We start from the raw sequence: 14,536 nt of genomic DNA, 5'->3' as shown, positions 1-14,536 counted from the left end.
ATCAGGTTGATGTAGTTTCTTATAGTGTACCCTATTTCATCTGATAGAATACCCTGATCGTGAGTGTCTAACCATCTGTAGAAACTCTCAAAGTTTTTATCTCCATAATTAGCTCCTAATTATACAACGCAGTTGATATACGTGGTTTTAATTGTTGATATAAATAAATGTTTGTGGTATAATTAAGTCTCTTTTTAAAAGGGGTAGTTTTATGTAATACCTTCTGGCGCAAGCTTTTATTACTCACATTATAATGGTACAATACATTAATATATATAGAATACGCATTTAGACAAGAGCAATCTCTAGGAACTACAGAGTAAATATTGAGGTTTTACGTAGCGTTATTTTTTAAAATAGAGGGAAGGAGAATAGGTATGAAGAAATTATTAATAGCATTAGTTGCGGCTGCAATATTAATAGTATGTGGAAAAACCTTTGCAGCACCCATTGATCTTTCAACATGGCTTGAAGAAGGACCAGGTGGGGGTACATGGAATGTAGCTGCCGATAATAACTCAGTGTTACAAACAGTTAATTCTGCAACACCCACCTTTTTCATAAGTGATAACCCATTTTTAAATAATACATTTGAAAGTACGATCAGCGTTAATAGCTCATCAGGTGACAATGATTTTATAGGCTTTGTTTTTGGTTATAATGCACCGTTCAGTGCTAACGGAGACGCAAATACAGACTTTGATTTCATACTTTTCGATTGGAAACAAGGGGATCAGGATTCTGCGACTGAAGGATTTCATCTTACAAGGGTTTCAGGTGACTTTTCAGATAATGTAATTAATCATAGCACCACAGGAGTTTCAAATTCTTTTTGGAGCCACGTAGACCAGGGACAGGCAAACGACGAATTTACTGTCCTTGCATCCGATACAGGTTCAGGTAAAGGCTGGGCATACAATACTGATTACGACTTTGAACTAATATATCAACAGAATAGAATACAGATATTCATTGACGGGGGAACATATAATAACGAAAATATTTTTGATATAAATGGCGTATTTGGTGCCGGTAGTTTTGGCTTCTATAATTTCTCTCAGAGCCAAGTGACATATGCGGGAATAACACAGGTAGTTACTCCTCCAGCCATTCCCGAACCTACAACCATAGCCCTACTCGGCATCGGACTAGTCGGACTTGCAGGTGCAGAAGCAAAACGCAGATGTAAAAAGAAAGCAGCTGAAAAAAGCTAGGTAATTCTTTAACAATATTGCTAAATTATACAAGACACCTACATTCTTCATAAGCAGGGATGTAGGTGTTTTCCTCTCTTTCGAGAGGAGTTCAATTCTGGAATCCTCTCGAAAGAGAGGCTGATTACGTTTTTTACATTTAAATCACAACCTCAGCGTTACCTGCCATGCCTCTTTAAGATCAGAAAGTTTTTCTGAGATCACTTTTTCACCGCTTAATGAAAGAATAGTAAAAATATCATTATCCATAACTTTTCCTATACAGCCATACGGAGCGCCTTTAATTGCCACCTCAAACTCTTTCTGTTTTTCCGGCTGCACTTCAACAATGAACCGTGTATTAGATTCCGAAAAAAGAACAGTATCGTCCCTGACTGTCCCTGTGTCAAAAGGCACTTGTGACAAATCAAGCTCCATTCCATATCCGCCAGCAAAGCTCATTTCTGCTGCAGCAACAGCAAGCCCGCCTTCCGAACAGTCATGACATGATCTTACCAGGCCATTTCCTGTCGCATTTGCAAGTAGATCCATCGTTTTCTTTGCAATCTCTGTATCTACTTTTGGGACTGAATTTCCTGTAAAACCGTGTGTAAAATAATAGTGTGAACCACCAAGCTCATTTTTTGTCATACCAACAATATAAATCAGATTACCGGGTGATTTCACATCCATTGAAATCGCCCTGGTAACGTCAGGCATTACACATATGGCAGAGATCAGTAGTGTCGGTGGTATAGCAATAGTTTTGTCTCCCGCCTTAAACTCATTATTTAAGCTGTCCTTGCCGGATATAAATGGGGCCTCATAATGTAAAGCAGTATCATAACACCCTTTTGACGCCCTTACAAGCCCTCCAAGACACTCAGGTTTATCTGTGTTGCCCCAACTGAAGTTGTCCAGAAGGGCAACTTTTTCCAGGCTGCCGCCCACGGATACAACTTGTCTCAGGGCCTCATCTATTGCCGAAGAAGCCATATGATAAGGATCTATTTCACCATATTTAGGATTCATACCATTTGATACAATTATTCCTTTGTTGGAGTCTAAAACCGGCCTGACAATGCACGCATCACCCGGGCCCTCATTATCTACTCCCAACAGAGGCTTCAGAACACTTCCACCCTGCACTTCATGATCATATTGCCGGATTACCCACTCTTTGCTACAGACATTCCATGAAGAGAGGATTCTTTTTAAATCTTCACCATAATCCGTTTTCTCCTTCAACTCAGGCTCTTTATGTGACGGCAGATGCCACGTTGCCTTCCGTGTAATCCTGGGGAGCCCATCATGCAGAAAGGCCATTTCAATATCAGCAACAGTCTCACCCTTATATCTTAAGTGCAGTCTTCTATCTCCAGTAAACTCTCCAATAAATGTAGCGTCTACTTCTTCTCGTTCAAAGATATCTCTAATCTCTTCCCTGTTTTCAGGTGGTACGGAAAGCACCATTCTTTCCTGGGCCTCGGAAATCCAGATCTCTGAATACGAGAGTCCTTCATATTTAAGGGGTACTTTTTCAAGATCAACAACCGCGCCAAGCGATTCTCCCATCTCTCCCACGGCTGAAGAGAGACCTCCAGCACCGCAATCGGTAATATTATTGTATAACCCTCGGTCCAGTGCTATCAATAGTGCGTCCGCAACTTTCCTCTCCATTATAGGATCACCAATCTGGACAGCGCCCCCGGATACGACCTCTGATTGATGAGTCAATTCTACCGATGAAAAGGTTGCCCCGTGAATACCATCCCTTCCCGTTCTGCCGCCCACAAGCAAAATTAAGTCACCTTTATATGACTCCTTTTCACACTTGTCCTTTGCAATTAACCCCGCGTTACCACAATAAACAAGTGGATTGCCTGTATACCTTTCATCAAAAAAAATAGCTCCATTCGATGTAGGGATCCCCATACGATTACCATAATCCCTGACACCCGAGACAACACCTTTAAACACTCTTTTTGGATGAAGGACCCCTTCCGGAATATTTCCATGAAGCATATCCAGCGGTCCAAAGCAGAAAACATCTGTATTTAAAATGGGCTTGGCTCCCAGTCCTGTACCCAATGTATCCCTTATGACGCCACCGATTCCAGTATTGGCGCCACCATAAGGCTCAATTGCAGATGGATGGTTATGTGTTTCAACCTTGAAACAGATATTATAATTTTCATCAAATTCAATTATACCGGCATTATCCTTAAATACAGAAACGCACCACGGTTTATTCAATTCCGAAGTAGCTTTTACTATTGTATTGGCAAGAAGATCATCTATATACTCTCCATTATAATCTATTATTCCCTTAAACGTTTTATGCATACAATGTTCAGACCACGTCTGAGCAATTGTCTCCAGTTCAACGTCGGTCGGGTTTCTACCAAGTTTGGCAAAATGCTTCTGGACAGCCTTCATCTCAGTAACAGTCAAATACATCTGTCCCTTCTCACTAATCGCCAGAAGCTGTTCATCATCCGCATCCAGTATTGCAAGAGTCTGTTTTTTGAAAACATAGTCTACTGTTTTATTTTTATCTTCATAAAACAGATTATCTTTGCCGATGAAAACATCTTCTATAATTTTGTTAGCAAGCACTTTATTTGCTATAGTTTCAAGTTGATCAGTCGTTAGTTGACCGGTTATCAGAAACCTCTTTGCAGTTTTTACAGACCTTGCACTCAAACCCAGATCTTTGATTCCCTTGATCACAGTGGATTCCACCGGGTCCATCACACCTCGTTTACGGGTTATCTCAATTGTATGAATATTATTACTACTCCATTTCCGGCCAATCTTGACTTTTTCTGCCTGTATATCATCAGACGGTCCATCAATGCAAATATAATCCTGTGTAAGTCCGTCTATCAACAATTCACTGCAGATTTTCCTGATCTCTCCTCTGGACAGGTCCCCCTCTACCAGGTACACCTGTACCATACGGATTTCATCTACAGATGTAATCCCAATATGGACAACCTCTGAAACTATTTCATTCCCGATAGCATCAGGAAAGTTTTCTTTAGTAAAAACCTCTATTCTTGTTTCCATTTTTTCTTATCACGTACCGTCTTGGCCTTTATTAATTTTTCTAATACATTATTATCATTTCCATGCTCCAGGTCATCTAAAGTAGACTTTACATCCTCAGAAAAGCATCTCAACGCATCAATTATTTTTTCCTTATTCTGCCTGCTGATGCTCAACCACAGTTCAGGATCTCCTGAAGCGATCCTGGTAGTATCTCTCAAACCGCTGGCGGCAAACTTCCAATGCTTCTCTTTAACAACACCGGCAAGAATAGATGCGACAAAATGAGGCAGGTGGCTGACAAATGCCAGAATTTCATCATGTTCAGATGGAGACATAATACTGACTTCAGCACCCAGCGCCTGCCACATATCTGAAAGTTTTTTTATGTTTTCTTTTATATTAAGAGTTGTCGGGGTAAGCACACAGACGCTACCATCGAAAAGGTCTGGTCTTGCCGATTCGATACCTCTCTGCTCCGAACCGGCCAGTGGATGAGCGCCTATGAAATCAGGTGGTACCCCATCATATTGACTCCTTATCTTATCGTTTATCTGAGAAACTATATAATCTTTTGTACTCCCGACATCAGTAAGAATTGCCGATTTTTTCATCAAGGGAATTATTTTCTCAGCATAGTCAGGTATGAGACTCACAGAAGTTGCTAATATTATAATGTCAGCCTGTTTTACCGCTTCTTCAGCTTTAAGTGTACCTTCATCTATTGCATTGATCTTAAGTGCTTTATCTATAGATGTCTTACGATGGCCAACACCTATGACAGAAGTTGCCAAACCCCTCTCCTTCAGACCAAGTCCTATTGAACCTCCTATTAAACCCGCCCCAACTATGGCAACAACTCCAAAGTTCACAGAACTTAGCTCCTTTCACTTGCGGACTTCTTGTATTTTAAAAATAACAAATTTATGGGAAACTGCCGAGGTATAATATAACAAAGCGCTTAACCATTCAAGTAGAAATGAAAACACTAATTTCAATATTTTTCACAAATAGGTATGATCGATTGGGTTTATTGACTCATTGACATACCATTTGAATATTGTTACACTCTCGCAGTACGTAAAACACATTTTGCGAGGTAAAACATGCCTGTTTCAGTCGTATCATGAAAAGGACAATTGGTAATACCAAAAGAGATAAGAGATAAAATTGGTATAAAACCTAAACAGAAAGTACTGTTAAAGGTAGTAAAAAACCATGTAGAAATAGAACCTATTCCTGGCAATCCTATAGACTATTTTTGCGGTATATTTAAAAGAAGGAACTTCTCGTACAACAGCATTGTTAAAACAAAGAACCAAGGACAAAAAGCGTGAAGAAAAAATATTTGCTTGATACATACGCTCTTCTTGCATATCTAAAAGAGGAAAATAGTTATGAAAAAGTAAAAAATCCTCTTTCTTCAGACAATACGCAAATGTTAATGAACGAAATAACTATCGGTGAAACATTTTATATTCTTGAAAGGGGGCGAGGTATGGAAAAAGCAGAATACTTTTTGAATATTTTTTTCCATCACTGCCCAAAATAACCGTTGGAAATAGACTGCAGGAAGTAATTGCATCAGCAAGAAACAAAGCTGAATACCAAATCTCTTATGCCGATTGTTTTGCGGATGCTACTGCATACAAAGAAAAGGCAACTACCAACACAGGTGATCAAGAATTCAGACTTGTCGAAACGCTTGTTAATGTTGAGTGGTTGTAGGACCAACTTTAACAACTCTATATTCCCTTGATTTGCATAAAAAAACTGCTAAAATTAACTGAGTTTCACATGAACAGTTAAATAATTCAAAACCTTATAAAATTTTTAGAAAAACAGATTTATATATATGACTAAAGGCACTCAAACAATCGAAGATACAATTCTTGAATTAGAACAACGAATTCAAGAGCTCAAGGATGATACAGAACAAGACAACTCATCTGATCAAATAGAACAACTGGAAAAACAGAGATTAAGCCTCCAGAAGAAAATGTATTCCAACCTTACCCCATACGAAATTGTAAAAATTGCACGTCATCATTTAAGACCACCTTTCTCTGATCATCTTAAACTGATAGTTGATGATTTTATAGAGCTCCACGGAGATCGCAATTACGGGGACGATAACGCAATAGTCACAGGTTTTGGTACTATTGGAGGCAATAAGGCCCTGATTATAGGTCAACATAAAGGAAAAACAACAAAAGAGAGAATTGACAGTAATTTTGGGATGCCCAATCCCGAAGGTTACAGAAAAGCATTACACAAAATGAAACTGGCAGAGAAATTTAAGCTACCTATAGTTACCCTAATCGACACACCGGGTGCAAATCCTGATATAGGAGCAGAGGAGCGTGGTCAGGCACATGCTATCGCCATTAACATTGCGGAAATGAGCAAGCTGAGAACTCCTATAATCTGTATTGTGATTGGGGAAGGTGGAAGCGGTGGCGCGCTGGGAATCGGCGTGGGTGATAAGTTCTCTATCCTTGAATACGCCTATTGCTCAGTTATTTCACCTGAAGGTTGTGCGGCTATTTTGTGGAAAAGCAAAGATAGCACAGAAGAAGCTGCAAATGCACTGCATTTAACGGCAAAGGAGTTATACAAGTTGAAAATAGTAGACGAAGTCATCCCTGAACCAACAGGCGCGGCGCACAATAACCCGGAGGAGATGAGTAGGATATTGAAAGAAACAATAGTCCGGTATATAGAAGAACTCCAGGTGATACCTATAGACAAATTAGTCGATAAAAGATATCAAAAATATAGGAAAATTGGTAGTTTTCTGGGTGGAGAGTAACTAACCGAAGTCTGAACATTTAGTTTTTATGTATGAGTTGCTACCTAAACAGCCTTTATAAGAAATATTTTTTTGCCCGCCTTAACAACTTATTATTATTCGGGCAAGGAAAACCAACCCTTCCGATATGGCCAAATCCTATGCTATTCAGCAGACATCGGTATTAAGTAATCTGCTTAAGGAGGTAGAGAGCTTGAAAACAGAAACAGAACGCTACCGACCTTTCGCTGAGAATATATGGGAAACTATTCAAGAAAAATTACGTCTGGACTGGACTTATAATTCTAACGCCATTGAAGGAAACACTTTAAACCAGAGAAAAAACTGCTTTCTTCCTGAAAGAGGGGCTTACAGTGCAAGGCAAACCTTTTAAGTACTTCCTGGAAGCAAAAAACCACCACGAGGCCATAGGTTTTCTACTTGAAGTAATAACTGAAACAATTACCCACTATAATTTTGTAAGAATCCATCCTTTTGATGACGGCAACGGCAGATGCGCACGGATATTGATGAATCTAATCCTTATGAAGAAAACCTACCCTCCTGCTGTGATTAAGAATGAGGAAAGTCAGATTTATCTTGAAACATTAGGCATGGCAGATCGAGGGGACATGGCCTCATTTGTCGAATTTGTAACAAAGTCGTAACTGGATACTCAGGAAGTGATGATTGATGAGCTCAAAAAAGAGAAAAAGCACACATAACTAAGCTTACATTCAAAAAGAAACGAGAAGAACAAAACATATTTTGCTTGATTGTATATCTCAAAATCCCATAATAGATAGTATTAAGTATGAGAAAAATCAGTAGCATCCAGGTGATAAAGCCAGGAAAAGTAAGAAATTAATGAGAAAACTTACGACGATTATCTTGATTCTTCTGATTTCCAGTCCGTTCTTTGGCTTTGGGAAGAAAACGCCTGATCGAATAGTGATAAAATACCTGAAATCTCTCTATTCAAATAACCCGAAAGAAACATACAGCTATCTATCAAAAGCAGACAAAAATATAATAAGCAAAAATGAATTTATCAAACAGAATAGCCTTGAAGACCCTTTTATTCAGGATATTGCCAAAACCGTCTCATCGTTGCGTAAGTACAAAATAAATGAAACAGTAATTAATTGTAATTATGCGACAGTTAGAATCACAGTTACTTCTCCGGACATGTCTAAAGTTTATGGAGAGATATTTGGGCCTTTTCAAGGCCCGAAAAATATGAAAAACACTCAGAATGCGGCAAGAAACCTGCTAAAACAGTTCCTGAAAAAGGGCAACGTACCAATGATTAAAGAGAGAGGAACTTTTACTTTGGTAAATGAAGGCGGCTTCTGGAAAGTCCTCCTAAACCTGAAAAAAAGTAGTACTTAAATCGATTTATTAAATTAAGGATAACATTATGAGAGAGATTTTATTAGATATTGCTAAAAGAATCAGCTTCAATTTTAATCAGTTACAGAAAAATTTCGAAGATTGGTTCAGAAGTAAATTTGAAAATATTGTATCTATCAAAGAATCCTATGAAGAAACCAGTTCATGTACATACGAACAAAATTATACACAATTTGGTAAAGAACGTGAGTATCTGATTGATTTACACAAAAGAATCCTTGAGAAAGAACATCACGAAACAGAAGATTTGAGGATTCTCATACAGAATTTTTATAATGACTATGATGAACTGCTCCGCAAATACCGTGGAATAATACCTCTGGACTATTCAACAGATATTATCCCGGACAAAGCTCACGCGGAAGAAGGATGTGAGATCGAAACAGAAATTCTACATTTCTTTCCGTCAAATTCCAAAAGAGAATTAATTATTGAACAGACAACAGAAATCATCAAACATGTTCAGGAGGAGTCCCTATCTGACACTCCTGTTTGGATTAAAGTTACCCAACATAAGGGAATAAAATAGGACCAGAGTGCAATACAAAAACAGGCCGATATCTCGACAAAAGAGAACATTGAATCCCAATACACCAGGTAATTTACCTGTATCCCAAACCATTAATCTGGCAGTACTTGTATCCGGTAGCGGCACAACACTTCAGAACCTTATTGATAAAATAGTTAATAACACACTTAATGCCATAATCCGGATTGTCGTAAGCAGTTCTCCTGATGTCTATGGCATAAAGAGAGCGGAACAAAACGGTATTCCTGCGGCTATAGTTCATTACAAAGATTATAACCAGTCTGAAACTTTCAGTAACAAAATAATAGAAGAGATTGAAAAATATCCAGTAGATCTGATAATACTTGCCGGTTTTCTGCATCTTTTCAAAATACCAGATGCTTACACCGGCAAGGTGATGAACATTCACCCTGGATTAATTCCTGCTTTCTGCGGTAAAGGATATTATGGTCATCATGTCCATAAAGCCGCAATTGAAAGTGGTGTCAAAATCTCAGGTTGTACAGTCCATTTCGTTGATAACGAATATGATCGTGGGCCAATAATTATCCAGAAAACAGTAAATGTTCACGCAGATGACACTCCGGACACACTTGCACAAAAAGTCTTTAAAGAAGAGTGTTTAGCGTATCCTGAAGCAATACGCCTCTTTGCCGAAGGAAGATTAAAAATTGAGGGAAGAAAGGTCAGGGTTTTAAACCAATAATATGAAAATTAAACTTTTATCAGACACAAAACAGTTTCCATTTTTACCTGTCAGCAAGCTTTTGATTATTTCAATAATTTGCCTTATTTTAGTACAGAAAAGCACTCCGTCCTCTGCTGTTTCTGTATTGAGAGTTGAACCTTCAGTAATCGAACTCCAGAACCTGGCATTTTATAACTTAAGAAGAGGAAAATATGTTGAGGTTTTCAAGAACTGTGAAGAATTACTGACAATCAACAAAAAGAGTATTCTCGCCTATGAGCTACTTCAAGTCGCGTATGCCAGTATCGGTAACGTTGACAGGGCACAGGAGTTGATTGATTCATTAAAAGATGTTTCAAGTAATCTATCGCTTGCACATCTCTCCAAAGGTATAATCCTGCTTTCTCAGAAGAAATTTGACAAAGCAATTGAAGAGTGCCGGGAATCTATAAACTTAGACAAAGACAACCCCCTCGCACTCTATTACCTCGGAAGGATATATTCAGACAAGAAAGAGTTTGAAAAAGCAGATGAATATTTCAGGAAAGCGGTTGAGAGTGAACCGGAACTTGCTTTGGCTTACACAGGTCTTGGCGTAAACTACCTGCTCCTGGGAAATGCAGAAGAGTCCTTCAAAAACTATAACAAAGCCCTTGAAATTGACCAGAATGAGCATATGGCGCGGATGGGCCTTGCAACAATATTTATAGGGTTGAAGAACTATAACAACGCTATAGAACAATTTAAACTTGTAATTAAAAAAGTCCCCACTTTTATCAGGGCGCGTCAGAGCCTTGCCGCACTTTATCTTCAACTTGGGAAATTCCAGGACGCAATCGAACAAGCTAACGAAATCCTTGAAATTAATGCAGACATTGCACCCGCATATCTGATTCTGGCCAGATCTTTTTCATATTTGGACAACTTTGATGATGCCGTCAAAAGTATTAAAAAGTTTATAGAAAATCAGAAAACTAGCTTTGAGGGGAATTATCTATTAAGCACTTTTTATTTGGCAAGCGGAGATATTAAATCAGCAAAAAGCGCAATAGAGAAAACCGAAAAAATAGATGCGACAAGAGGCAACATGATGATAGCCATGGCGCTGATCAATCACATTGAAGGTAATTATAATCAGGCAGAAGTTTATCTGAAAAAAGCGCAGAAACTTACTCCGGAAATCCATCAACCGATGATCAACATTTTTTTAACAAACCTCTACCTCTCACTAGAGAAGTACAAATCGGCAGAAAAGAGTTTAAAAATCTCCGATAATTTCATTAATGGATTCAAGTCAAATAATCTTGATCTGAAATCTGATGAAGAAAAAGCAAAATCCTTTGCCCACACAAACCTGGCAATTTTCTTCTATCTGAATAAATGGTATGACAAGACAATTAAGATGTGTGACGCGGCATTAGTTATCCATCCGGATAATCCTGTCACTTTGTATGTAAAGGGTAAAACATTTATTGATAAGAAAGATTTCAGTCAGGCATTTATACAATTTAATAAAATAGTTGAAGTAAATCCGGACTTCTTATCTCCACACTATGATTTAGCAAGGCTTTATCTGATAATGGGCAAAACAGAAAAATCTATTGAAGAATACAATAAATTGACAAAGTTAGACCCGAAAAACGCGTCAGTCTACCTATCGCTCGGAAATATCTATTCCAGACAGGGGAAAACCGATAAAGCCCTGGAAAAATACAGACAGTTTATTACATTGGCACCAGACTCTCCTATTGGACATAATGAACTGGCGTATCACTACGCTGAAAGTGAAACTAATCTTGATGAAGGACTGGAACATGCCCTGAAAGCAGCAAAGCTATCGCCAAAGGAACCGTCAATCCTTGACACATTGGGCTGGGTATACTTCAAAAAAGGCGATTATAACAAAGCCATCGAAAACCTGAAATCTGCAAGTGTATTAAGTCCAAACAGACCAACAATACGGTACCATCTTGGAATGGCGTATTATAAAAACGGTGATATCAAAAACGCTTTAAATGAATTTAACAATTCCCTGAAAATTTCTGGAAGATTTAAAGAGACATCAAAAGTGAAGGAGATGGTTACATTAATTGAAGGCAAATTGAGTCGGACAGAGGAGAAAAATTAAGAACCTGACCTGACAAGTCGGAAAAATGAGATTATGTTCCTATCAATATTATTCCTCTTGCAATTTATGCTTTAGCATATATAATCGCATCTTTAAATTTATCGCATTTTTTACAGTAAAAAGAGTCCTCTTTTTCTTTTTACTGTGTTATGCGGTGGTGAGTAGAAGAGACAACAACTGTGTGAATTGATTAACAAATCATCACAGTGCACATAAGAGAACAACCGATTTAAGAGGCGGCATGGCCAAGTGGACTAAGGCAGTGGATTGCAAATCCATTATCCAGGGTTCGAATCCCTGTGCCGCCTCCATTTTTTTATGATTTGTTGGGCGGGTGGTGGAATGGCAGACACGAGGGACTTAAAATCCCTTCCCCGCAAGGGGGTGAGGGTTCGACTCCCTCTCCGCCCACCAATCAGATACTGCTGTAATTTCTAGCGAATGACACGGACAAACGAGTTTGTCCATGCCACCATTTAACTGCACCCGCACAGAAATTGCCGCGTGAGATATTATCCATAAATAGCTTTCTCACGCGCTATACGTTTGAGTTCCTGTGTATAATCTTCTGAGGCGATCCCTGTCCCTACAGCAACCTTCTTTATATGCCTATTCAGCTTTATTATCTTCCCTGCAACCTGCTCTACCTCTTCCAGCTCTTTGCTGACTTTCCCCTGCATTTTCTCTATCTTCTGTTCAAGACTACCTACGCCTTTACCTTTACCTTTTGAATTTGCCTTTGTCTTCCCCTTTGATCCAGCGGGTTTTATCCGTATCTTTGCCTTTTTCGGTTTCGCTTCTTTGTCAGCCTCTATTCCACTAATCTCCTCCTCGATTTTAGAAGAGAACTCTTTTACTTCTGAATCAGAAAACTTTCCCAACTCACGGATATGCTTCTCCATCTCTTCATTCATCTGGTTTAGCTCTATACGAAGACACTCTATCTTTAAAACATAGCGTTTAATTGAAGCCGCGTATTTTGTCTGTTCCTGAAAACTCTTCAGATCAGCAAGCTTCTCTTTCCATTGAGAAACAGCACTCATATATTTCTCAATTTCATTTCTTATCGAATTCTTTTTAGCAATATTACTCTTAAGCCTCTTTTCAACAATTGTTTCTGCCATCTCTTTCTCTCCATTCTCAAACCAAATTTAATTTCTAACTCTCTTCTCTTTTTTATTTACGTCAAACCAACTCAATATCATCCACACACATATGACGTTCACAATAGTGACATCTTATCCTTATAGGATTTTTGTTTATTACATGGAATCTACTTAGTATCTTCTGATGATTACTTACACAATTAGGATTAAAACATTTCATAAATTCCTCTATAGAGTCCGGAATATCAACAGTAAATTTCTTTACAACTTCCGAACCCTTGATGATATTTACTGTAGCATCCGGCGCTATCAGTGATATCTTATTTACCTCCTCCTGTGTAAGTAGCTTACCGCCGATTTTTATAATACCTTTTTTACCTAACTTCTTGCTGGACAAATTAAAACCAATCAGCACTACCTGCTCTATTTTCTGGATGTTCAAAATATTGGCAACCTTGAATGTGCTTTTATTTGCGATCTGGTCAATTACAGTACCTTCTTCAATTGCTGAAACCTCTAGTTTTTTCATTGTATAACACCTAGTACTGAGGCTAAAAGCGCTTCTCTTACCGGAACTCCACTATGGGCCTGTTGAAAATATACCGCGTACTCTGTGGAATCAAGGCTTTCATCCATCTCATCCACTCTCGGCAACGGATGAAGTATTTTAAGGCCGTCTTTAACATTAAGCTCATCCATAACTGATTTGCTGAGCTTATAAAGTCCTCTTACCTTCTCATACTCCACAGGTTCAGCAAATCGCTCTTTCTGTATCCTTGTACAATAGAGAATATCAAGCTTATCGCTGACTTCAGATATAGAATTGACTTCCTGAAACGAAACTTTCTTCAATTCCAACTCCTCCAGATAGTCTTTAGGCATTCTGAGACTTGGAGGTGAAATAAAGTACATATCAGCATTAAAATGAGCGAGAGCATACGCCAGCGAGTGAGCAGTTCTGCCATATTTCAGGTCACCCAGAAATCCAATCGACAGATTCTCAATCTCACCTTTTGATTTCTGTATAGTATAAAGATCTACAAATGTTTGGGTCGGATGCTGGCTCGCCCCATCACCGGCATTAATAACAGGTATATTTACTGAGTCTGCCGTAAGCCGTGAAGCACCCTCAAGAAAATGCCTTAAAACAATAATATCACAATAACCCTCAATAATTTTAACGGAATCCCTTAACGATTCACCTTTTACGGTAGACGTAGTACCTAAATCATCAAACCCTATAACTTCTCCTCCCAGCCGTTTCATTGCCGCTTCAAAACTGAGTCTCGTCCGTGTAGAAGGTTCAAAGAACAAGTTTGCAAGTATCTTTCCACTTAAAATACCATGGCGATCTTCTTTTTCCATCTTCCCTGATATTTCCAAAATATATAATATCTCTTCTTTCGTAAAGTCTAATATCGAGATTATATCTTTGTCTTTTAAGCTTATCATTCTTCGGTATTAACCTGTTGGCTTATATTTAACTCCTGATATTATCAGAGAGGATTTAACATGACAAGGAAAAAACATATGAATGGTAATGGCAAGTAGTGTTTTTACCGTTATTTACACTCAAATTGTATTGATATAATATCTGGTGTCTGTTATATTGAATATCTTAGAATAATAAGGATGTA

The 14,536-nt window shown here is 38.4% G+C and carries 15 protein-coding genes and 2 tRNA genes; 12 read left to right on the top strand and 5 right to left on the bottom strand.

All coding sequences use genetic code 11. The features are described 5' to 3' along the window. Positions 1-377: 377 nt before the first annotated feature. Complete coding sequence (locus SCALIN_RS19935; RefSeq protein ID WP_096896209.1) at positions 378-1,214, top strand: PEP-CTERM sorting domain-containing protein; 837 nt, start codon at positions 378-380, stop codon at positions 1,212-1,214. Between the two features lie 144 nt (positions 1,215-1,358). Here SCALIN_RS19935 and purL read toward each other — a convergent pair whose 3' ends face one another. Both purL and SCALIN_RS19925 read right to left on the bottom strand, forming a co-directional pair. Continuing rightward, positions 1,359-4,265, bottom strand: a complete 2,907-nt coding sequence (gene purL, locus SCALIN_RS19930; protein WP_096896192.1) for a phosphoribosylformylglycinamidine synthase subunit PurL — start codon at positions 4,263-4,265, stop codon at positions 1,359-1,361. Then, a complete protein-coding gene (locus SCALIN_RS19925) occupies positions 4,250-5,116 on the bottom strand; it encodes a prephenate dehydrogenase (protein WP_096896191.1) in 867 nt (288 codons plus the stop codon). Before SCALIN_RS19925 ends, purL begins: the two co-directional genes overlap by 16 nt. A 267-nt stretch (positions 5,117-5,383) precedes the next feature. On the opposite strand from SCALIN_RS19925, the gene SCALIN_RS24190 reads away from it, so the two are divergent. The 11 genes from SCALIN_RS24190 to SCALIN_RS19870 all read left to right on the top strand — a co-directional run bounded on the left by SCALIN_RS24190 (position 5,384) and on the right by SCALIN_RS19870 (position 12,207). Further along, a complete protein-coding gene (locus tag SCALIN_RS24190; RefSeq protein WP_096896190.1) occupies positions 5,384-5,581 on the top strand; it encodes an AbrB/MazE/SpoVT family DNA-binding domain-containing protein in 198 nt (65 codons plus the stop codon). Next, complete coding sequence (locus tag SCALIN_RS19915) at positions 5,578-5,796, top strand: PIN domain-containing protein (RefSeq protein ID WP_133112090.1); 219 nt, start codon at positions 5,578-5,580, stop codon at positions 5,794-5,796. Before SCALIN_RS24190 ends, SCALIN_RS19915 begins: the two co-directional genes overlap by 4 nt. Before the next feature lie 303 nt (positions 5,797-6,099). Then, positions 6,100-7,056, top strand: a complete 957-nt coding sequence (locus SCALIN_RS19910; RefSeq protein ID WP_096896188.1) for an acetyl-CoA carboxylase carboxyltransferase subunit alpha — start codon at positions 6,100-6,102, stop codon at positions 7,054-7,056. Between the two features lie 193 nt (positions 7,057-7,249). Then, positions 7,250-7,429, top strand: a complete 180-nt coding sequence (locus SCALIN_RS19905; protein ID WP_133112088.1) for a hypothetical protein — start codon at positions 7,250-7,252, stop codon at positions 7,427-7,429. After that, on the top strand, positions 7,410-7,703 hold the full coding sequence (locus SCALIN_RS19900; RefSeq protein ID WP_162532430.1) for a Fic family protein: 294 nt from the start codon (positions 7,410-7,412) through the stop codon (positions 7,701-7,703). Before SCALIN_RS19905 ends, SCALIN_RS19900 begins: the two co-directional genes overlap by 20 nt. Positions 7,704-7,902: 199 nt before the next feature. After that, positions 7,903-8,427, top strand: a complete 525-nt coding sequence (locus SCALIN_RS19895; RefSeq protein WP_096896185.1) for a DUF4878 domain-containing protein — start codon at positions 7,903-7,905, stop codon at positions 8,425-8,427. Positions 8,428-8,455: 28 nt separating this feature from the next. Continuing rightward, the gene (locus SCALIN_RS19890; protein ID WP_096896184.1) at positions 8,456-8,977 is read left to right on the top strand and encodes a hypothetical protein; all 522 of its coding nucleotides are present in this window, start codon (positions 8,456-8,458) and stop codon (positions 8,975-8,977) included. 7 nt (positions 8,978-8,984) lie between these two features. Continuing rightward, positions 8,985-9,683, top strand: coding sequence for a phosphoribosylglycinamide formyltransferase (gene purN / locus SCALIN_RS19885; protein ID WP_230406664.1), 699 nt, complete (start codon positions 8,985-8,987; stop codon positions 9,681-9,683). A 1-nt stretch (position 9,684) separates the two neighbouring features. Continuing rightward, positions 9,685-11,793, top strand: a complete 2,109-nt coding sequence (locus SCALIN_RS19880; RefSeq protein ID WP_096896183.1) for a tetratricopeptide repeat protein — start codon at positions 9,685-9,687, stop codon at positions 11,791-11,793. A 235-nt stretch (positions 11,794-12,028) separates the two neighbouring features. Further along, positions 12,029-12,104: transfer RNA gene (locus SCALIN_RS19875), tRNA-Cys, on the top strand. Positions 12,105-12,121: 17 nt separating this feature from the next. Next, positions 12,122-12,207 (top strand) — tRNA-Leu (locus SCALIN_RS19870). A 98-nt stretch (positions 12,208-12,305) separates the two neighbouring features. On the opposite strand, the gene SCALIN_RS19865 is transcribed toward SCALIN_RS19870, so the two are convergent. The 3 genes from SCALIN_RS19865 to pyrB form a co-directional block, all read right to left on the bottom strand. Continuing rightward, a complete protein-coding gene (locus tag SCALIN_RS19865) occupies positions 12,306-12,917 on the bottom strand; it encodes a hypothetical protein (RefSeq protein ID WP_096896182.1) in 612 nt (203 codons plus the stop codon). A 61-nt stretch (positions 12,918-12,978) separates the two neighbouring features. Then, positions 12,979-13,428, bottom strand: a complete 450-nt coding sequence (pyrI, locus tag SCALIN_RS19860; RefSeq protein ID WP_096896181.1) for an aspartate carbamoyltransferase regulatory subunit — start codon at positions 13,426-13,428, stop codon at positions 12,979-12,981. Beyond that, positions 13,425-14,348 carry an aspartate carbamoyltransferase gene (gene pyrB / locus SCALIN_RS19855; protein WP_096896207.1) on the bottom strand — a complete coding sequence of 308 codons (924 nt, stop codon included), beginning with the start codon at positions 14,346-14,348 and terminating at the stop codon, positions 13,425-13,427. Before pyrB ends, pyrI begins: the two co-directional genes overlap by 4 nt. Positions 14,349-14,536 lie beyond the last annotated feature (188 nt).

Origin of the sequence: Candidatus Scalindua japonica (assembly GCF_002443295.1) — a bacterium.
Classification (GTDB): domain Bacteria; phylum Planctomycetota; class Brocadiia; order Brocadiales; family Scalinduaceae; genus Scalindua; species Scalindua japonica.
This window is presented reverse-complemented; position numbering and strand designations above follow the sequence as displayed.